Source organism: Gluconacetobacter entanii (genome assembly GCF_003206495.1).
GTDB classification, from domain to species: Bacteria; Pseudomonadota; Alphaproteobacteria; order Acetobacterales; family Acetobacteraceae; genus Novacetimonas; species Novacetimonas entanii.
The window spans coordinates 61520-80570 of the sequence record NZ_NKUF01000014.1; the positions used below are offsets into that span (position 1 = coordinate 61520).

18 protein-coding genes and 1 tRNA gene are annotated in these 19051 nt (G+C 64.5%); 12 read left to right on the forward strand and 7 right to left on the reverse strand.

Features of this window, described 5'->3' with window-relative positions:
- Nucleotides 1-97: 97 nt before the first annotated feature.
- The 3 genes from thrS to CFR72_RS08175 form a co-directional block, all read right to left on the reverse strand.
- Nucleotides 98-2026, reverse strand: a complete 1929-nt coding sequence (gene thrS / locus CFR72_RS08165; RefSeq protein ID WP_110913481.1) for a threonine--tRNA ligase — start codon at nucleotides 2024-2026, stop codon at nucleotides 98-100.
- A gap of 41 nt (nucleotides 2027-2067) precedes the next feature.
- Nucleotides 2068-2970: a glycosyltransferase family 9 protein gene (locus CFR72_RS08170; protein ID WP_110913482.1), complete on the reverse strand. Its 903-nt coding sequence runs from the start codon at nucleotides 2968-2970 to the stop codon at nucleotides 2068-2070.
- A gap of 100 nt (nucleotides 2971-3070) precedes the next feature.
- Nucleotides 3071-4045, reverse strand: a complete 975-nt coding sequence (locus tag CFR72_RS08175) for a tetratricopeptide repeat protein (protein WP_208629992.1) — start codon at nucleotides 4043-4045, stop codon at nucleotides 3071-3073.
- A 217-nt stretch (nucleotides 4046-4262) separates the two neighbouring features.
- Here CFR72_RS08175 and CFR72_RS08180 point away from each other — a divergent pair, with 217 nt between their 5' ends.
- From CFR72_RS08180 to CFR72_RS08235, 12 genes are all read left to right on the forward strand, one after another.
- Nucleotides 4263-5498: a glycosyltransferase family 4 protein gene (locus CFR72_RS08180; RefSeq protein WP_110913483.1), complete on the forward strand. Its 1236-nt coding sequence runs from the start codon at nucleotides 4263-4265 to the stop codon at nucleotides 5496-5498.
- A gap of 254 nt (nucleotides 5499-5752) precedes the next feature.
- Nucleotides 5753-6943: a Rieske 2Fe-2S domain-containing protein gene (locus tag CFR72_RS08185; RefSeq protein WP_408869961.1), complete on the forward strand. Its 1191-nt coding sequence runs from the start codon at nucleotides 5753-5755 to the stop codon at nucleotides 6941-6943.
- Nucleotides 6944-7039: 96 nt separating this feature from the next.
- Nucleotides 7040-7270: a hypothetical protein gene (locus CFR72_RS08190; RefSeq protein WP_110913484.1), complete on the forward strand. Its 231-nt coding sequence runs from the start codon at nucleotides 7040-7042 to the stop codon at nucleotides 7268-7270.
- Between the two features lie 112 nt (nucleotides 7271-7382).
- Entirely contained in the window at nucleotides 7383-7937 is a 555-nt protein-coding gene (gene dcd, locus CFR72_RS08195) for a dCTP deaminase (protein WP_110913508.1), read from the forward strand.
- Between the two features lie 12 nt (nucleotides 7938-7949).
- Nucleotides 7950-9212 (forward strand): UDP-N-acetylglucosamine 1-carboxyvinyltransferase, encoded by a 1263-nt coding sequence (murA, locus tag CFR72_RS08200; protein WP_110913485.1) that lies wholly within the window; start codon nucleotides 7950-7952, stop codon nucleotides 9210-9212.
- 126 nt (nucleotides 9213-9338) lie between these two features.
- Entirely contained in the window at nucleotides 9339-10091 is a 753-nt protein-coding gene (hisG, locus tag CFR72_RS08205; protein WP_110913486.1) for an ATP phosphoribosyltransferase, read from the forward strand.
- 8 nt (nucleotides 10092-10099) lie between these two features.
- Nucleotides 10100-11413, forward strand: coding sequence for a histidinol dehydrogenase (hisD, locus tag CFR72_RS08210; RefSeq protein ID WP_110913509.1), 1314 nt, complete (start codon nucleotides 10100-10102; stop codon nucleotides 11411-11413).
- Between the two features lie 122 nt (nucleotides 11414-11535).
- On the forward strand, nucleotides 11536-11754 hold the full coding sequence (gene infA / locus CFR72_RS08215; RefSeq protein WP_003622234.1) for a translation initiation factor IF-1: 219 nt from the start codon (nucleotides 11536-11538) through the stop codon (nucleotides 11752-11754).
- Between the two features lie 16 nt (nucleotides 11755-11770).
- The gene (locus CFR72_RS08220; RefSeq protein ID WP_110913487.1) at nucleotides 11771-12400 is read left to right on the forward strand and encodes a Maf family protein; all 630 of its coding nucleotides are present in this window, start codon (nucleotides 11771-11773) and stop codon (nucleotides 12398-12400) included.
- Complete coding sequence (locus CFR72_RS08225; protein ID WP_110913488.1) at nucleotides 12397-13506, forward strand: ribonuclease E/G; 1110 nt, start codon at nucleotides 12397-12399, stop codon at nucleotides 13504-13506. Before CFR72_RS08220 ends, CFR72_RS08225 begins: the two co-directional genes overlap by 4 nt.
- Complete coding sequence (locus CFR72_RS08230; RefSeq protein ID WP_110913489.1) at nucleotides 13499-13705, forward strand: DNA gyrase inhibitor YacG; 207 nt, start codon at nucleotides 13499-13501, stop codon at nucleotides 13703-13705. Before CFR72_RS08225 ends, CFR72_RS08230 begins: the two co-directional genes overlap by 8 nt.
- 59 nt (nucleotides 13706-13764) lie before the next feature.
- A tRNA-Phe gene (locus CFR72_RS08235) sits at nucleotides 13765-13840 on the forward strand.
- A 168-nt stretch (nucleotides 13841-14008) separates the two neighbouring features.
- On the opposite strand, the gene CFR72_RS08240 is transcribed toward CFR72_RS08235, so the two are convergent.
- The 4 genes from CFR72_RS08240 to CFR72_RS08255 all read right to left on the reverse strand — a co-directional run bounded on the left by CFR72_RS08240 (nucleotide 14009) and on the right by CFR72_RS08255 (nucleotide 18723).
- On the reverse strand, nucleotides 14009-14512 hold the full coding sequence (locus CFR72_RS08240) for a GlcG/HbpS family heme-binding protein (protein WP_233045243.1): 504 nt from the start codon (nucleotides 14510-14512) through the stop codon (nucleotides 14009-14011).
- 281 nt (nucleotides 14513-14793) lie between these two features.
- Nucleotides 14794-16980 carry an EAL domain-containing protein gene (locus tag CFR72_RS08245; protein WP_244182218.1) on the reverse strand — a complete coding sequence of 729 codons (2187 nt, stop codon included), beginning with the start codon at nucleotides 16978-16980 and terminating at the stop codon, nucleotides 14794-14796.
- A gap of 749 nt (nucleotides 16981-17729) precedes the next feature.
- On the reverse strand, nucleotides 17730-18308 hold the full coding sequence (locus CFR72_RS08250; RefSeq protein WP_110913490.1) for a cytochrome b: 579 nt from the start codon (nucleotides 18306-18308) through the stop codon (nucleotides 17730-17732).
- A gap of 7 nt (nucleotides 18309-18315) precedes the next feature.
- Nucleotides 18316-18723, reverse strand: a complete 408-nt coding sequence (locus CFR72_RS08255; RefSeq protein ID WP_146220679.1) for a hypothetical protein — start codon at nucleotides 18721-18723, stop codon at nucleotides 18316-18318.
- Between the last annotated feature and the right edge of the window lie 328 nt (nucleotides 18724-19051).

Below are 19051 nucleotides of genomic sequence, written 5' to 3' on the forward strand. Positions count from 1 at the left end.
GTGAAGCTTTTTCCAAAAAGCTTCAAGGAACGCCGCCTTTTTGAAAAAAGGCGGCACCAAAAAACTTTTATCTGTTTGTTATCAAGGGTTTATTAAATCAGGACGACCGCAGGTCCGGCGGGGTCGCCTCATGCGCAAGGGCCTTCACCGCCTCGTCCAGCGGCAGGATATCCTGCGCCTTGCCACCAAGACGGCGCAGGGCAACGGTGTGGTCCTCCGCCTCCTTGCGGCCCACCACCAGGATGACAGGCACACGGGCCAGGCTGTGTTCACGAATCTTGGCGTTGATCTTCTCGTTGCGCACATCGGCCTCCACCACGAGACCGGCCGCCTGCAACTTCTCCACCACCTCGCGGGCATAGGGTTCGGCGTCCGTCACGATGGAGGCGACGACAACCTGCACCGGGGCCAGCCACATCGGGAATCGTCCCGCATGCTGTTCGATCAGGATGCCAAGGAACCGCTCGAACGACCCAAGGATCGCACGATGCAGCATCACCGGGCGATGACGCGCGCTGTCTTCACCGACATAGGACGCATCAAGCCGTTCGGGCAGCACGTAATCGACCTGCAGCGTCCCGCACTGCCAGTCGCGGCCGATGGCGTCACGCAGCACGAATTCCAGCTTCGGGCCATAGAACGCGCCTTCGCCGGGATTGTGCTCATATTCGACGCCCGCCATGTCGCAGGCGACCTTCAGCGCGTTTTCCGCGCGGTCCCATGTCGCATCGTCACCGGAACGCTGTTCGGGGCGATCGGCAAATTTGACGCGGAAATGCTCGAACCCGAGATCCTTGTACACGGCGGAGAGCATGCGCACGAAGCGCGCGGTCTCGTCCGCGATCTGGTCCTCGGTGCAGAAGATGTGCGCGTCATCCTGCGTGAAGCCACGCACGCGCATGATCCCATGCAGCGCGCCCGAAGGTTCATAGCGGTGGCATGCGCCGAATTCCGCCATGCGCAGCGGCAGTTCGCGATAGGAGCGCAGTCCGTGGCGGAATATCTGCACATGGCACGGGCAGTTCATCGGCTTGAGCGCGAGGGTCTTGTCCTCGTCCTCCACCGTGGCGATGAACATGTGCTCGCGATACTTGTCCCAGTGACCCGAGGCCTCCCACAGGCCGCGATCGACCAGTTGCGGCGTGCGGACTTCCTGATACCCGTTACGGTTCTGCGCGCGACGCATGTAATCCTGCAGCACCGAATACAGCCGCCAGCCCTTGGGGTGCCAGAAGATCTGGCCCACGGCCTCCTCCTGGATATGGAACAGGTCCATCTCGCGGCCGATGCGGCGATGGTCGCGCCGTTCGGCCTCCTCAAGCTGATGGAGGTGCGCGTCGAGTTCCTTCTGGTCGCGCCATGCGGTGCCATAGATGCGCGTCAGCATGGGATTGCGGTGATCGCCACGCCAGTACGCGCCCGCCACCTTCATCAGGCGGAACGCCTTGCCGATGTCTCCCGTGCTGCGCAGGTGCGGCCCACGGCACAGGTCCAGCCATTCGCCCTGCCGGTAGATGGAGATCTCCTCGTCCTCGGGCAGGTCGCGGATCAGTTCGGCCTTGAAGCGCTCGCCCCGGTCCTCGAAGAAACGGATCGCCTCCTCGCGCGGCCAGGTTTCGCGCGTGAACGGCGTGTTGGCGTCGATCAGTTCGCGCATGCGCGTTTCGATGCGGGGGAAGTCTTCCGGCGTGAACGGCTCATTGCGATAGAAATCGTAATAGAAGCCATTTTCGATCGACGGGCCGATGGTCACCTGCGTTCCCGGCCACAGCGACTGTACCGCCTCCGCCAGCACATGGGCGGCGTCATGGCGGATCATCTCCAGCGACTCGGTATCCTTGCGGGTGATGAAACGGACATGCGCGTCGTGGTCGATCTCGCGGCCGATATCCATCAGGCGGCCGTCCACTTCCATCGCAAGGGCCGCACGCGCAAGGCCCGCGCCAATGGACTGCGCCACCGTAGTGCCCGTCACCGCCCCGTCAAAGCGGCGTACGGATCCGTCAGGCAGGGTGATGGCAGGCATGTTCTGGTGCTCCGATAAGAATATGTCACGCTGTAATGGCGTCAGCCGAGCGCGGCTGCAACCCTGTCAATGTGCAATGTGGCCAGATCGTGCGCCCACAATGTCCTGACCTGCCCCGGCGTACGGCCCAGCGGCGCGATGAGCGCGGGGTTGCCAGCGCGCGAAAACAGCACGACACACGGCGTTCCCATCACGGCGGCCAGGTGCATGGGCCCGGTATCATTGCCCACCGCGGCAGTGGCCCGCGCCGCCACCCCCCCAAGGTCAAGCAGCGAGGTCCGTCCCGTCAGGTCCAGCGTCGCATCGCACGCGGCCGTAATGGTGGCGGCCAGCGGCGCGTCGGCCTGCGTGCCGATGACGACCGGCCGCAACCCGCGCGCCCACAACCGCACGGCAAGCCCCGCAAAACGTTCCACGGGCCAGCGCTTGACCGGATGCGCCGCCGACGTCCCCGGCACCAGCAGCACATATGGCCCCGGCAGGCACGGGCCATATCCCGCCAGCCACGAGATGTCGGCATCCGGCACCTCCGCAATGCCCGCGCGGCGCAACTGGTCACGCTGGCGCGCGCGGTTGTGCATGGCCTTGCGCTGCGGGTTGTCATGACGGAGCAGCGCCCCACGGGCGATGCCCGACCATGCGCGATGGCCCGACAGGTGGAAATAGCGCGTGGTGCGGCCGGATGTCTGTAGGTCGTAGATGAAATCATACTGCCGCAGCAGCGTGCGCATCGCCATGACCGCACGCAGGTTGCGCCATGATGCGCGCATATCGACGCGCACGTCGTCGAACCATGGCGATGCGCGGGCGAGTTCGACAAAGGGCGGCGTCGTCAGCAGCGTCACGCTGTCATTGCGATGATGTTCACGAATGGCCGCAAAGGGGGCAAAGGACTGAACGAAGTCCCCCAGGGCGCCCAGACGGATCACAAGGATACGCCGCATACACAACCTTTCGCACCGGGATTGAAACAACCCGTTGATAGAGGGATGAAAGTTTTCGGGTATCGCCTTTTTTCAAAAAGGCGATATTTCCTGAAGCGGTTCAGGGCGCCGCCGGGTCGGCCTCCAGCAGGGAAAGGTCCTGCCGGGCGAGGTCCGCCTCATGCGAATCGGGAGCCAGCGCGATCACCTGCTGCCAGTCGGCGCGGGCTTCCTCCATCTTTCCCTGGCGTTCATGCAGGATGCCGCATTCCAGTTCGGCGGCCACGTTATGCGGGGCCTGCTGCAATGCGGCGGTGATGTCCGTCGCGGCAAGGTCGATCTGGCCCAGTTCGCGGTTGGCGGCGGCGCGCGTCACCAGCGCATCCACCCGCAGCGTGGCATCGTCAGGCAGCGGCGTCAGGTCGGATATCGCCTGCTGCGCCATGCCCATATCCACGGAAATCCGCGCATGGATCACCAGCAGCGTCATGTCGTGCGGATCAAGCCACAGCCCGTATGTCGCACTGTCGAGCGCCTGGCGCGGGCTGTCATTGGCCTGCCACGCCCGTGCGGCTTCCTCGGCCACATGGGCGCGACGACGCAGGGACTCGGGCGTGTCATGGCGCGCGTCCTCCGCCCCGCCCGGCGCACTGGCGGGCGCACCGGCGGGCGCACCGGCAACCTGTGACGGGGCGTGGGCGGCGTCGCCATGCGGCCAGTGCGTGATATGCGACAGGCGATCGAGGGTGGCCGCCGCATCGCCCACGTCACCAAGCGCCATTTCCGCCAGCGCCCCGCAATATTCGGCCTCCGCCCCGCCGCCATGCTCCTGCCAGTCGTCGGCATAGTCACGGGTGCCATCGGGATCATCGGACAGGTGCGACTGGCACGTGGCGAAGGAAAATTCCTGCCCTGTCCCCGCCCTGCCGCCGCCGGCCTGCGACGCGCCCCCCGCACGGGCGGACGGGCCGCCGGGCCGGGGGGCATGGGGCGTGCCCGTCGCACCGGCGGCATCGGCCCCCACGACCGTGGCGCGCGCGCTGCCGCCCGCCGACTCCAGCGCCATGACCATCATCCCCACCTGCATGGCACGCATGCACAACATCCGCCAACGGAGCGTACCGGCCCCGCATGGGGCGCGACGCGGCGCGGGACTCCGCAGGCGGGCGGGCGGAAACATGCATGTGAAAACTATCATAATGGTTCCTTAGTCGCCCCACGCTCCGCCAAGGTCAATTGCCTCGACACCACGATACGCCCCGGTGTTGCAACAGACGGTGCAGAACTATCTCTTACGTGATACACATTCCGAAATGGAATTCGCGACCACACGCCCCGTCATTCTCCAGGTCCTGCCCGCGCTTGAATCGGGCGGCATCGAACAGGGCACCATCGAAATGGCCGCGGCCATCACGCAGGCGGGGGGCACGGCCCTGGTCGCCAGCGCGGGCGGGCGGCTGATCCCGCGCCTGCGTTATGTCGGGGCGACGCCCGTCCATCTGGACCTGCGGCCGAAAAACCCGATTTCCATCCTGCGCAATGCCCTGCGCCTGGGGCAGATCATCCGCGAACATTCCGTCAGCCTCGTGCATGCGCGTTCACGCGCGCCGGCATGGGCCGCCGCCTCCGCCTGCCGGCGCACGGGCGTGCCGCTGGTGACGACGTGGCATGGCGTCTATGGCAACAACATCCCCGGCAAGCGCCGCTACAACGCCGTCATGGCGTCGGGGCAGCGCGTCATCGCCGTCAGCGAATACATCGCGCAGCGCCTGCGCACGGAATACAGGGTGGGTGACGACCGCCTGCGCCTGATCCCGCGCGGGGCGGACATCACGCGTTTCGACCCTTACGGCGTGCGCGGCAACCGGGTGCAGAACCTGCTGGACCAGTGGGACCTGCCCGAACATGCCGCCATCATCGTGCTGCCGGGCCGGATCACGCCGTGGAAGGGGCAGATGCTGCTGCTTGACGCGCTGGCGCAGATGGAACGCACCGGCGGGTGCGGGCGCGACTGGATCTGCGTCTTCGTCGGCGACGCGAAGGAGCGTGACAAACATACGCAGGCCCTCGTGGACAGGACGCGCAGGGAGGGACTGCGTGAACGGGTGCGCTTTACCGGACACTGCGCCGACATGCCGGCGGTGATGATGCTGGCGGATGTCGTGGTCGTGCCCTCGCTGCGGCCCGAACCCTTTGGCCGCGTGGTGGTGGAGGCACAGGCCATGGGCCGCCCCGTCGTGGTGGCCGCCCATGGCGCGGCGCTGGAAACGGTGGAGGACGGGGTCACCGGCTTCACCTTCCCGCCCGGCGACGTCACCGCACTGGCGGAGGCGGTGTGCACCGCGCTGTGCATGACGCCGGAACAGCACGCGCTGATGGCGACCCACGCGCGCGAGAATGTCATGGCGCATTACACCAGCCACGGCATGCAGTACGCGACCCTGTCGGTCTATGACGAACTGCTGCATACCCACATGGCGGAGACGTTCCTGTACAATACCGGCCTGGTCGCAGCCGATCATGACCTGGAGCAGCAGCAGGCGTCCTGACAGGCCCCGGCATGGATGTAACGGCGCGTCCGCGCGCAGTCTGGCACGCCTGGGCGCATGCGGCATTGATCTGCCGCACCGCCTGCGGGCATGGGGCCGCAGCCTCCCCCGCACGACATATGGCGTATGCGCTGAGGGGATTTACAACGCGCAAGGCGATTGAAATTCTTGTGCAAGGACTTCATGGATACGCCATGCAACCGGATGACGTAAGATCCGCAGATCATAACAAACAGGAATTTCGGGGCCTCAACATGAGCGATACACTTTCTGTCCAGACGGAGGCCCCGGCGCGGGACCGGACCACCACCACGACACCGGCGGAACCCGCCGTGCATGCAGCACCCGGCACCGACCTGCGCACCGTCGATGCGGATCCCGATTTCTGGTATCCCGTCGCGTGGTCGTCGCAGGTGCGCAAGGGCAAGACGTTCGGCGTGCGTTACGCGGGCGTGCCCATCGCGCTGGTCCGGCCGGAGGAAGGCAGCGTCTTTGCGCTGTATGACCGCTGCCCCCACCGTCAGGTGCCGCTGAGCAAGGGGACCGTCAACGGGCAGACCGTGCGCTGCTGCTACCATGGCTGGGCCTTCGGGCGTTCGGGCCGCTGCATCGACGTGCCGTATCTGGGCAAGGGCGAGCTGCCCAACGGCGTGCGCACCTATCCCTGCCGGGAGGCCGGCGGCCTTGTCTTCATTTTCCCCGGTGACCCGGCAAAGGCCGACACCGTGCCCTTCCCCAAGCTGGGCAGCGTGGACAACCCCGCCTACAAGACCAAGAATTTCAGCCCGCGCGTCGGCTGCCACTACACGTTCATGCATGAAAACCTGATGGACATGAACCATCAGTTCCTGCACCGCCGCCAGATGGGCCAGATCAAGGCCCGCTTCCTGGGGCAGGACAAGGGCGAGAACTTCATCGAGGCGCGCTACAGCTTCATGCGCAGCGCGGGGCAGCAGCCCCTGGCCGAACGCCTGATCTTTGGCAAGCACAAGGACCTCAACGGCGCGGAACAGCCTGTCGAGGAGGTCGTGACCATCCGCACGACCTACCCGTACCAGACGCTGCAGATCCGCGACAAGGACGGCGACCTGATCATGGACCTGTGGACTTCCTATGTCCCGGTGGACAAGGAACAGCGCGTGACGCAGTCCTTTGGCCTGCTGTCGGTGCTGCGCCCGCAGACGCCGCTGCTGATCGACCTGATCTGGCCCGCGCTGGGCTGGTTCACCAACCGCATCTTCCTTGAGGACAAGGATATCGTGGAACTGGAACAGCAGGCGTGGAACGAACAGGGCGGCGACCGCAACGTGGAGATCTTCCCCGTGGTCAAGGCGCTGCGTGAACTGCTGACGCGCTGTGGCGTGCCGGCTGGCAAGGGCATGCCCGAGACGACCAATCCCGACACCACGACCACGACGCCGCCGGTCGCCACCGGCGTGGCCTGACACCCGGATCAACGCGACGCCGCACATTCCCGCCCCGCCGCACCGGTCCCCCATGGCCGGCATGGCGGGGCGGTCCTGACATTGGGCCATCCCCGCATGACAGACGAGACCCCGCCCCCCGGCCGGGCGAAAGCCGAAAGCGCACGTGCCGAGGCCGCCCGCCTTGCCCGCCAGCAGCGCGAGGCGCAGGCCCTGCGCGACAACCTGCGCCGCCGCAAGCAGCAGAGCCGCGCCCGCACCGCGCCGGATGCCGCCGCCACGCCCGACGTCCTGCCCGACGCCCCGACGGCCACGCCGTCGCCACGGGACGACGCCCCCTCCACATAAAGCCGTTACGCCTGCGCATAACACGATTGCGCGACTCGGCCGCCTTCGGTAGTGGTCGCTGCTCGCCCCGCGGCGGGACGGCCCCGCCACGACGCACGAAGAAATGGACCTCATGCCAATAATGCCTGACACATGGATTCGCCGCATGGCCGTCGAATCCGGCATGATCGAACCCTTCGTCGAAAAACAGAACCGCGAGGGCGTGATCTCCTACGGCCTGTCCTCCTATGGCTATGACGCGCGCGTGGCATCGGAATTCAAGATTTTCACCGACGTGGACAACGCGGTGGTGGACCCCAAGAACTTCGCCGAAAACAGCTTCGTCACCCGTCATGGCGCCTCCTGCACCATCCCGCCGCACAGCTTCGTGCTGGCGCATACGGTGGAATATTTCCGCATCCCGCGCGACACGCTTGTCGTCTGCCTTGGCAAGTCCACCTATGCCCGGTGCGGCATCATCGTGAACGTGACGCCGCTGGAGCCGGAATGGGAAGGGCAGGTCACGATCGAAATCAGCAACACCACCCCCCTGCCCGCGCGCATCTATGCCAACGAAGGCATCTGCCAGTTCCTGTTCTTTCAGGGGGCATCGCCGTGCGAGGTCAGCTATGCCGACCGGGCGGGCAAATATATGGGACAGCGCGGCGTCGCCCCGCCACGGATGTAGGAGAGCAGGGCCATGGACCGTTTCATCATTCGCGGCGGACACCGCCTGCACGGCGACATCGTCATTGGCGGCGCCAAGAATTCCGCGCTCAAGCTGCTTGTCGCGGGACTGCTGACGTCGGAGACGCTGGTGCTGTCGAACGTGCCGCGCATCGCGGACATCCGCACCATGCGCACGCTGCTGCAGCAGCACGGCCTGACGGTGGAGGACGTGGACGGCACGGGGGCCGTCCTGTCGGTCGGCGGGCCGATCACCAATACGGAGGCGCCGTACAACATCGTCTCCAAGATGCGGGCCTCGATCCTCGTGCTTGGGCCGCTGCTGGCACGCTGCGGGGAGGCGCGGGTGTCGCTGCCGGGGGGATGTGCGATCGGCACGCGCCCGGTGGACATGCACCTCAAGGGGCTGGAGGCGCTGGGCGCGCGCATCACGCTGGAGAACGGCTATATCAACGCCCAGGCGCCCGAGGGCCTGACAGGCGCGCGGATCATCCTGCCGTTTGCCTCGGTGGGGGCGACGGAAAACCTGCTGATGGCGTCGTGCCTGGCGAAGGGGCGCACCGAAATCGTCAACGCCGCACGCGAACCCGAAATCGGTGACCTTGTCGCCTGCCTCAACGCCATGGGGGGGCGCATCACCGGGGCCGGCAGCGGGACGCTGGTGATCGACGGCGTCGATGCCCTGCACGGGGCGGAATACCGTGTCATGCCCGATCGCATCGAATGCGGCACCTATGCCTGCGCCGCGGCGATCACGGGCGGGGACCTGCGCCTGATCGACGGGCGGGCCGAACACCTTGGCGCGGTGGTGCGCGCGCTGGAGGAAGCGGGCGCGGAAGTGTTCCAGGAGGAGGACGCGCTGCGGGTGCGGCGCACCGGCGCGCTGCGCGGCGTGGACATCATGACCGAACCCTATCCCGGCTTTCCCACCGACATGCAGGCGCAGTTCATGGCGCTGCTGTCGGTGGCCGAAGGGGCGTCGATGGTGACGGAGACGATCTTCGAAAACCGGTTCATGCATGTCCCCGAACTCAACCGCATGGGCGCGCGCATCAACGTGCACGGGTCGTCCGCGATCATCCGTGGCGTGCATTCCCTGTCTGGCGCGCCGGTCATGGCGACCGACCTGCGGGCGTCATTCTCGCTCATCCTTGCAGGGCTTGCGGCACATGGGGAGACGATCCTGAGCCGCGTCTACCACCTTGACCGCGGATACGAGGCGGTGGAGCGCAAGATTGCGCGCTGCGGGGCGCAGATCGAGCGCGTTTCAGGCTGAAACCCCGCAAAAGACCGGCGCGACCGGCCGTGCAAAAGGGCTGTCGTGCGAAAAGCGCCCTTTCTGCATGGGGGCACAGTGTGGTATGCGCGCAGGCGACATGTTGCGCCTGTCACGCCTGTTGTGATGCGGTCCGGGCGCGTTTCCTCTTGTTCGGAGAATGCAGTGACCGTCCTGACCCCGGCCTCCAGTCTTGTCCCGGAAACTGACAGCCCGATGATCATCGCCCTGCCAAAGGGCCGCATCCTCAAGGCCGCGACACCGCTGCTGAAGGCGGCGGGCATCGTCCCCGGCCCCGATTTCACCGACGACCGCAGCCGCCTGCTGCGCTTTCCCACCAATGACCCGCAGATCGACGTGGTGCGCGTGCGCTCGTTCGATGTCGCGACATTCGTGGCCTTTGGTGGCGCGCAGGTGGGGCTGTGCGGGGCGGACGTGCTGATGGAATTCGACTACCCCGAAATCTATGCGCCACTCGACCTTGGCATCGGGGGCTGCCGCATCTCCATCGCGCAGCCACGCGGCAGCACCCTGTCGGACGATCCGGAGCGCTGGTCGCAGGTGCGGGTCGCGACCAAATACCCCTCCATCACGCGGCGGCATTTCGCGGCGCAGGGGATCAACGCCGATATCGTGCACCTGCATGGGGCCATGGAACTTGCCCCCGTGCTGGGGCTGTCGCACCTGATCGTGGACCTTGTGGATACCGGGTCCACCCTGCGGGCCAACGGGCTGGAGGAAGTGCGCACCATCGCCAATGTCACCAGCCGCCTGATCGTCAACCGCACGGCGTTCAAGACGCAGCCCGAACGTATCGGGGGCATCATCAACCGTTTCCGCCAGGCCCTTGCGTCCGGCACGACACAGACCGAGGGATAATGCCGGCCATGAACCGCCTTGATACCAGCAGCCCCGATTTCGACGCCGCCTTTACACGGCTGCTGGCCGAGCGCGACAGCGATACCGCGCGCGTCGATGGCCCCGTGACCGAAATCCTTGCCGCCGTGCGCCGCGATGGTGATGCCGCCCTGTGCGCGTTCACCCGCCGGTTCGACCGCATGGACGTCACCCCCGATCGCCTGCGGATCACGGATGCGGAAATCGACGCCGCCTGCGCCGAGGTTTCCCTGACGCTGCATGCGGCGCTGGATGTTGCGGCCACGCGCATCGAATCCTTCCACCGCGCGCAGATGCCCGGCGACCTGCGCTATGTCGATGCGCAGGGGGTGACGCTGGGCATGCGCTGGACGCCGCTTGATGCGGTGGGGCTGTATGTGCCGGGGGGCACGGCGGCCTATCCGTCCTCCGTCCTGATGAATGCGCTGCCGGCGCGGGTGGCGGGCGTGCAGCGCCTGGCGATGTGCGTGCCGACGCCCGATGGCGTGCTCAACCCGCTGGTGCTGGCTGCCGCCCGCCGTGCCGGCGTGACCGAGATCTATCGCGTGGGTGGCGCGCAGGCGGTCGGCGCGCTGGCCTATGGCACCGACACCATCGCACCGGTCGATCGCGTGGTCGGGCCGGGCAATGCCTATGTCGCCGAAGCGAAGCGGCAGGTGTTCGGCCGCGTGGGAATCGACAGCATCGCCGGCCCCTCCGAAATCGTGGTCGTCGCGGCCGACGCCAACGACCCGCGCGCCCTGGCGCTGGACCTGCTGGCACAGGCGGAACATGACCCGATGGCGCAGGCGGTGCTGATCACGCCCGACGCCACGCTGGCGCAGGCAGTGCAGGACGCGGTGGAGGTCGAGCTGAAGACCCTGCCGCGCGCGCAGATCGCCCGGACAAGCTGGGACGCGCATGGGGCAATCATCACCGTGCGCAACCTTGACGAGGCCGTGGACCTGGTCAACCGCATCGCGCCCGAACATCTGGAACTGGTGATGGACGACCCGCAGCCTGTGTTCGACAAGGTGCGGCACGCGGGCGCGATCTTCCTCGGCCGCTACTGCCCCGAGGCGATCGGCGATTATGTCGGTGGCCCGAACCATGTCCTGCCGACCAGTTCCACCGCGCGCTTTGCATCGGGGCTTTCGGTGTTCGACTTCCTCAAGCGCACGACCTTCATCGACGCCAAGGCGGAGTCCCTGCGTGAAATCGGGCCGGCCGCCGTGGCGCTGGCGCGGGCCGAAGGGCTGGATGCCCACGCCATGAGCGTGTCCGTCCGGCTGGATGATCTGGCACGCGGGTCGGGTAAAGCTTGACCGTGGGGGAACAATCCCCACATATCCACCCTTGTATTCCTGTCGGCGCGATGCGGAAATTTCTTCCGCGTCGTGCGTGGCCTTTTTTTCACCCCACCCAACCAATATTATTGAAGGATAAGATGTCCAAGGAAGACATGATCGAATTCAGCGGCACGGTGACCGAGCTGCTTCCCAACGCGATGTTCCGCGTCAAGCTGGATAACGAACACATGATCCTGGCGCACACCAGCGGCAAGATGCGCAAGAACCGCATCCGCGTGCTGGCGGGTGACCGCGTGAATGTGGAAATGACCCCCTATGACCTGAGCAAGGGTCGCATCACGTTCCGCTTCAAATAACACGGATCGTCCGATCATGACCCGGACACCCGGTTCCTCCGTCACGGGAACGGGCGCGCAGCTTGTTCTTGCCTCTGCCTCGCCCCGGCGTCTTGATCTCCTGCGACAGGTGGGCGTGCATCCCGATCAGGTCATCGCCGCCGATATTGATGAAAGCCCCCTGCCGGGGGAACTGCCGCGTGCCTATGCCCTGCGCATGGCCGATGAGAAGGCGCGCGCCGTTGCCGCCACCCTCGACATCCCGGCACTGGTGATCGGGGCCGATACCGTGGTCGCCGCCGGCCGTCGCATCCTGCCCAAGGCAGAGGACGAGGCATGCGCACGTGCCTGCCTGTCGCTTCTGTCGGGGCGGCGCCATACGGTGCTGACCGCCGTGACGCTGCACCCGAGTGCCGCGTGGGCAAAGGGCCGTTCCAGCACGCGCATCGTCTCCAGCACTGTGGCATTTTCACGCATGACACCGCCGCAGGTCGATGCCCTGATCGCGGCGGGTGACTGGCGCGGGAAGGCCGGCGGTTATGCCATCCAGGGACATGCGGCGGCATTCGTGCGTTTCCTGTCCGGCAGCTATTCCGGTGTGGTCGGCCTGCCCCTGTTCGAGGTCGCGCAGATGCTGCGCGGGCAGGACGGGGACTGGATTGCGTGAGCGTGCTGATTCGCGTGGCCAGTGGCCCGGGGGAGTTGCGCGTTGCGCTGACAGATGGCGAACGGCTGCTGGATTATGCGCTGTGGCGGCCTGACCTGCCCGATTGGGTGGGCGACCTGTATCGCGGCCGCGTCAGCGCCCATGTCCCCGCACTGGGCGGCACCTTCATCGACCTTACCGACGGGCAGACGGGCTTCCTGCCGGATTCCGAGGGCTGTGGCGCCATGACGCAGGGCACCGCCCTGATGGTGCGCGTCAGTCGCAGCGCGCAGGGCGGCAAGGGTGTCAGGCTGAGCCTGCGCGGCATTGCCGAACCGAGCACTGACGGCCCGCCCGCGCTGCTGTCGCGTGGTCCCGGCCCGGTGGAGCGCATGGCCGCGCAATGGCCCGACGCACCCATCGTCATTGACGACCCGGCCGTAGGCGCGCGCCTGCCACAGGCGCTGCATGCCCGGATCGAGCGACAGCCCATGGCGTTCGACGCGGATACGGAAATGATGGCCGAATCCCTGTCCGATCCCACCGTTGTCCTGCCAGGCGGCATGTCGGCGACGATCACCCCCACCCCGGCCCTTGTCGCCATCGACATGGATGGCGGGCACACCAGCATGGACCGCAGGCCCAAGCAGACGGCGCAGTTCGCGGCAAACCGCGCGGCGCTGCCGGATCTTCTGCACCAGTTGCGGCTGCGCAACCTGTCGGGGGCGATCGTGGTCGATGCGGCGGGCCTTGCGGTGCGCAAGCGCCGGGCGCTTGCCGAACCGATCGAACAGGCGCTGTCCACCGATCCGCTGCGTCCGCGCTTTCTGGGGATCAGTGCGCTGGGACTGGCGGAAATCGTGCGCCCGCGCATCCATCCCCCCCTGCATGAACTTCTGGACAGCGTGACGGGCCGCCTGCTGCGTTCCCTGCGCCAGCAGATGCGGTCCTGCCGGGGACAGCAGGTGCCAACGCCGGTCACATTGCATGCCGGATGTGATATCGTGCGCCTGATGCGGACCTTTCCCGCATGGGCGGAGGATTTCACGCGCCTGACAGGATGCCCCTTACGCATCGTCATCGCCCCCGACCTGCCACCTGCCGGATGGAGGTACGACCATGACTGAACCCAAGACCGCTGCCCCCTGCCCTGTCTGCGGCAGGCCGATGGTGCAGGCCTATCGCCCGTTCTGTTCGCGCCGCTGCGCGGATATCGACCTTGGCCGCTGGTTCACGGGGCAATATCGCGTGCCTGCCGATAATGATTTCAACGATATGGATGAAAATCACACAAGACGGGTTGATCCCGACGAAGAGGTAGGGTAAAGCCTGCACATCGTCAGGGCGGTTCATCCCGCCCCGGCCTGCCGGACGACGGCTCCGGTGCCCAAGTAGCTCAGTTGGTAGAGCATGCGACTGAAAATCGCAGTGTCGGTGGTTCGATCCCGCCCTTGGGCACCATTTCATTCCCTGAAAATATGAAATGCCGTGCAGCCATATGGGACAGTCCTCCCATAATGTCCTGACAGAATCATTTAAAAGTTTTTGGTGAAGCTTTTTTCCAAAAAGCTTCAGAAGACGCCGCCTTTTTGCAAAAAGCCGGCACCCAAAAACCTTTCTCTTTCCATCCTAGCGGAAATCCGCCCTGTATTTCTGCACCGCCGCCTGGGCACAGGCTTCGTCCTTTTCCCCACCCGGCGCGCCAGAAACCCCGATACCGCCCAGCACGCTGTTATCCGACACCCTGCGCAGCGTGACACCACCCGGCACAAACAGTACTTCGGGAATGGTGTTAAGCGCCCCGTTCGCCGGTCCCGTCACCTTTGCCGCGATCAGTTCGCTGGTGGTGTTCAGGTTGAACGCAAGCCCGTAGGAATAGGCCGTATAAGCCTTGCGGTAGGAGACCGACAGCGATTGCAGCGGCACGCTGTCCCCCTTGATGACAGCCTGCTGGTGGCCGGTCGTATCGACCACGGTGGCGGTCACGGAATATCCCTGCGCCGCACAGGCACGCACGGCCTCGATCGCAAGCTGTCCGGCCATGGACCAGTCAAGCTTCTGCATGGTGACGATATGTCCCGCATGCCCGTCCGGGGATTGCGCAACCGCCGCATGCACCGCCGGAAACGCCATGAAGGCCCCAAGGACCATACCCCGCGCAATCCACCCGCATGACTGTTCCATCCGGTCATCCATTTCCTGCCGCACATATGCCGCCATCATGTCGGAGCATATGTCCGCCCCACAACCACAAAGGTAGCCACGCACATAATAGTGCGCCCCACCGCCATACCACCGGCCCCACACACAAAACGCCATGTCGCGCCAGCACCGCCCGTCATCCGGGCAGGTGCCGCGCAACATGGCGCATCATCCGGTTCCATCCCGCCGCGAGGGGACGGGCCTGTAGTGTTTCAGGCCGCGCGGGCGCGCACCCACTCCGCGACCCCTTCGGGCGGCATCGGGCGGGCGAACAGGTAGCCCTGCATGACGTCGCATTTCAGGCTCGTGAGCATGTCACGCTGCTGCTCGGTCTCCACGCCTTCGGTCACGACCGTCATGCCAAGGCGCGAACCGATGCCGATGACCGCCGTCGTCACCGCCTGGGCGTTCGCATCATGGTCGAGGTTCATGATGAAGCTGCGATCGATCTTGATCTCGCTCAGCGGCAGGCGCGTCAGGCGCGACAGCGAGGAATAGCCCGTGCCGAAATCATCCATCGACAGGCCGATGCCAAGGTTGCGGATCGCCTGCAGCACGGCCATCGTCTCGTCATTTTCCTCCATCATGACGCTTTCGGTGATCTCCACCGTCAGGCGCTCCGCCGGGAGGCCATGGTCACGCAGGAGGCTGGACAGGTATTCCGGCAGCAGGCGGTCGCGGAAATGCCCGGCCGACAGGTTGACCGCCATGGTGGGTACATGCACGCCGTCGCGATCCCACATCGTCATCTGGCGCACGGCCTTTTCCAGCGACCATTTGCCGATCGCCTCGATCTGGCCCGTTTCCTCCGCCACCGCGATGAAACGGGAGGGATAGATGTTGCCCAGCGTGGGATGGTTCCAGCGCGACAGCGCCTCCACCCCGTAGATCATGCCCGTGCTGGATTCTACCTGTGGCTGGTAATGCAGCGTCAGCAGGCCATCGGCAATGGATTCACGCAGCGCAAGCCCCAGCACAAGGCGGTCCTGCGCGGCCTTGTTATCCTCGCTGGAGGCGACGCGGAACGTGCCCGGCCCCTGCTTCTTTGCGTTGCGCATCGCCTGCTCGGCATAGCTGAGGAGCGATTCCCCATCCGGCCCATGCTCCGGATACTGGCTGATGCCGATCCCCACGGTCCAGACGATCTGGTTGCCCGCGATCTCGATGGGTTCGCGCATGCAGTCCATGATCTTGCGCGCGAAATCGGCCACCGTGTCATCGGTGACATTGGGCACGATGATGATGAACTCGTTCGCGCCGGAACGGCTGAGGATGTAATTGCTGCGCGACAGCCGCCTGAGGCGTTCCGCCACGGCCTTGAGGAACCCGTCGCCATGCACATGACCCAGCGCGTCGTTGATGTCGCGGAAACGGTCAATGTCGATCATGTACACCGCAAAGCGGGATTCATTGGGCGACGTGATCATCGTCCTGAGCATCCGGTGGGCAACCGAACGGTTCAGGAAGCCGGTCACCGGATCATAGTTCGACAGTTGCGAGATATGCTGCCGGGCCTCGTGCTGTTCGATCACCAGCCCGCAGAACGGCACGCACCCTTCGACGATCTTCTGCGGCCAGTTGCTCAGCTTGTGCTGGTTGCGCGAATACAGCGCGAAGATGCCAAGCGAACGGCCCTTGCGGTTCTTGATCGCCAGCGCCCAGCATGAATGCAGCCCCAGCGACGCCCCAAGGGCGAGGTAGCTGTCCCACACGATGGTCGTGGCCTCCGTCGGGTCGGAATCCAGCGCGTTCAGGTCGGCCTGCGTCAGGGTCAACCGTTCCAGCGCCAGCGCGAAACGCCGCGGCAGGCCGGGACCGGAGAGGATCTGCAGGCGGTTTTCATCATCAAGGAGGATCAGCACCGCGATCGTGTTGGGGACGAAGCCCTCGACCTCCTGGCAGATCATGTCCGCCACGTCCTGGATCATGGCATCGCCCGACAGGGCGTGAAAGACGCTGTTCTGCAGGTCGAGCAGACGCTTGCGATGCCCTTCCTCCGTCACGCCCTTCATGAACGCCATGTAGTAGCGCTTTTTCTCCGGCCCGATCAGCGCGGTCGAAATCGACATCTCGCCGGAGATGTAGTCCCCGGCCTTGCTTTCGAACGTGACCTCACGCGATGTACCGACGATCTTGTTGATGCCTGTCCTGCGGTTGGCGTCAATATAGCTGTCATGTTCCTGGCGATAGATACTGGGCACAAGGCAGCTTACATTCCGGCCCAGCACTTCTTCCTTGGAATAGCCCCACAGGTGTTCCGCTGCTGTATTGAAGAAGACGACGATGTTCCTGTCATCAATGATAACGACACCATCCGAGGCCTGTTCCAGCAGGTCGAGACCAATATGGGAGTCCATCGGCAGCAGGGAAGACGCGGTTTTTGTATCGATCTCATTCATGGGGTCATTGGTCCACAGTCATCAACAGATCAGGAAATAACGGCACGCCGGACATCGGGACCTGACATGACACCCCTGCGGGAGGGGCCGTCGCTGCAATGGGGGCAGGTTTGCCGGATGCCGAAACGTTATTTCAGGAGAATTCAAGAATACCGCGTCGCCCCTTAAACCGGGATGGCGATATTCAGAATATTCATATCATTTTATTGTATGCTACCTTCATACATTTCTAAAAATGAAGTATACATGCAAATACAAGGTCATGGGATACCTGTTTTGTGTTTCACGATTTATTAATGAAATCGCGAGAGTGTTGCAAGGGTAAAGATACATATCTGATGCAATTAATTTGGCCGGACAATGTTCCCGGCCATGGACATCAGGCAGGATGTTTTTATATTTTCCCCTTTTATATCAATAACATACAAACATACTCGGTTGATTGTAACGGACAGTAACCGTTACGTCTAATTTCCAAAAAGATAATTTCAGTTTTTGTTTAAATTGCGACTTCTGCGCCCTGCTTTGCCCATATTTTGTACAGTTTGGAACAGTTCCTGTCGTATCTTCAGGGCGGGCCAGCAATGTATAAGAATAATATCCTATACATTCATCAGTATTTCTACTTTACTTGTATTTTTAGTAGGAATAAAATCCTGCGCATGGCAGGGATGCGGTCCAGCCCGGACATCATGTTCCGTCATGAGGGGCAGCCATGACGGAACATGTCATTAAAAATACGTAATCTTTCAGCCCGCCTGCCTGCGCGGTGGCATCATGCGCTGCAGAACCCCGTCATGGCAGATGACGGCATGGTATATGGCGGCCATCGCATGGAACGCCGCGACCACGATCAGGCCCCATGCCAGCCAGTGATGGCACTCCCCGAAAACCCGCTGCACGCCGACACCCATATCGGCAAAAGGGGAGTTGATTGGCACGCCGAACGCCACGACCGGCCGCCCGCGCGACCAGCGGAGCATGTAGCCCAGCACGATTTCCGCGCCCAGCATGACATACAGCAGCCAGTGGACCATCCGCGCCACATGGTCGAGCGGCGTGCGCACGGGGAAACGGATGGCCCGCCCGCCCGTCACGGCCCAGACGATACGGGTCAGGAAGGTCGCAGCCAGCAGCACCCCGACCGAGGTGTGCGTCATGATCATGCCCACCCGCACCACGGTGCCACGCGGCATGAAGCCCCATGTCTCACCAAACGCGAACTGCACCAGCACCATCACTGCCGTCAGCCAGTGCAGCCATCGTGTCTCCACACTGTAGCGGACGGGAAGCGGCCCCCCGGATGGGGGCACAGGGGATACGGGCATGCGGACCTCAGTTCATTCCGGGCGCTGCGGAACTGTCCACGCCACCAACGTTCATGTTGCTGAATGTCCCGCCATCGGGCGACCCCATGCCGGGCACCGCCTCGCTGGACCCGCCGGGGATCGTGCTCTGCGACTGGATGCCGCCGCCATCACCATACCGGTCGGACGGCATGATGCCATCGCCCGTGCCCATCCCGGCCTCGGGTGAATTATACTGCGATGTGGAGCCGGCGTCCGGTCCGTAATTGTCAAGGCGGCTGTCACCGCTATATCCACCGCCATACTGGCTGCCGCCATAGGTCGCGCCCCCTGCGGGCGGACGCGCCTGCGCCATGTCCACCGCGCCCGCCATCCCCGCAACCAGCAGGCCCGCCGTCAGCAGCCGCCACCGTGGGGTCTTTTCATATCCGGCCATCTTCATCCTCCGCTCATCATTCCAGCATGTCATCCCGTCACGCGCCCACGCTTGCAGCCATGCGCGACAGGTCCGTCCGTCAAGGAGGCACGATAGCGCCGTCAGGTGTTAATATCCAACAACTCCCCCATGACGGGATGGCACATATGCGTGCCCTGCCGGGGGCGTACGGACATGGGTGAACTCCACCGCCCGATGCCCCGCCGGCGTGGCGCGGGCGCGTGGCGGCCCCTCACATGAGGAGTTTCACGTCAATGGCCACTTTCACTGCGAGATCATTTTTTCTTCTCCGTGTTTTGGATCCATGGTCTGAGCCTGTTTAACGACT

Coding starts and splice junctions, on each gene's coding strand:
- CFR72_RS08230 (WP_110913489.1), top strand. CDS start 13,499: ATGACTGAACCCAAGACCGCTGCCCCCTGCCCTGTCTGCGGCAGGCCG.
- dcd (WP_110913508.1), top strand. CDS start 7,383: ATGCCAATAATGCCTGACACATGGATTCGCCGCATGGCCGTCGAATCC.
- CFR72_RS08240 (WP_233045243.1), bottom strand. CDS start 14,512: ATGGCGTTTCCGGCGGTGCATGCGGCGGTTGCGCAATCCCCGGACGGG.
- CFR72_RS08180 (WP_110913483.1), top strand. CDS start 4,263: ATGGAATTCGCGACCACACGCCCCGTCATTCTCCAGGTCCTGCCCGCG.
- CFR72_RS08255 (WP_146220679.1), bottom strand. CDS start 18,723: ATGGCCGGATATGAAAAGACCCCACGGTGGCGGCTGCTGACGGCGGGC.
- CFR72_RS08250 (WP_110913490.1), bottom strand. CDS start 18,308: ATGCCCGTATCCCCTGTGCCCCCATCCGGGGGGCCGCTTCCCGTCCGC.
- hisG (WP_110913486.1), top strand. CDS start 9,339: ATGCGGTCCGGGCGCGTTTCCTCTTGTTCGGAGAATGCAGTGACCGTC.
- thrS (WP_110913481.1), bottom strand. CDS start 2,026: ATGCCTGCCATCACCCTGCCTGACGGATCCGTACGCCGCTTTGACGGG.
- hisD (WP_110913509.1), top strand. CDS start 10,100: ATGAACCGCCTTGATACCAGCAGCCCCGATTTCGACGCCGCCTTTACA.
- CFR72_RS08175 (WP_208629992.1), bottom strand. CDS start 4,045: ATGCGTGCCATGCAGGTGGGGATGATGGTCATGGCGCTGGAGTCGGCG.
- CFR72_RS08245 (WP_244182218.1), bottom strand. CDS start 16,980: ATGAATGAGATCGATACAAAAACCGCGTCTTCCCTGCTGCCGATGGAC.
- CFR72_RS08170 (WP_110913482.1), bottom strand. CDS start 2,970: ATGCGGCGTATCCTTGTGATCCGTCTGGGCGCCCTGGGGGACTTCGTT.
- infA (WP_003622234.1), top strand. CDS start 11,536: ATGTCCAAGGAAGACATGATCGAATTCAGCGGCACGGTGACCGAGCTG.
- CFR72_RS08185 (WP_408869961.1), top strand. CDS start 5,753: ATGAGCGATACACTTTCTGTCCAGACGGAGGCCCCGGCGCGGGACCGG.
- CFR72_RS08190 (WP_110913484.1), top strand. CDS start 7,040: ATGACAGACGAGACCCCGCCCCCCGGCCGGGCGAAAGCCGAAAGCGCA.
- CFR72_RS08220 (WP_110913487.1), top strand. CDS start 11,771: ATGACCCGGACACCCGGTTCCTCCGTCACGGGAACGGGCGCGCAGCTT.
- murA (WP_110913485.1), top strand. CDS start 7,950: ATGGACCGTTTCATCATTCGCGGCGGACACCGCCTGCACGGCGACATC.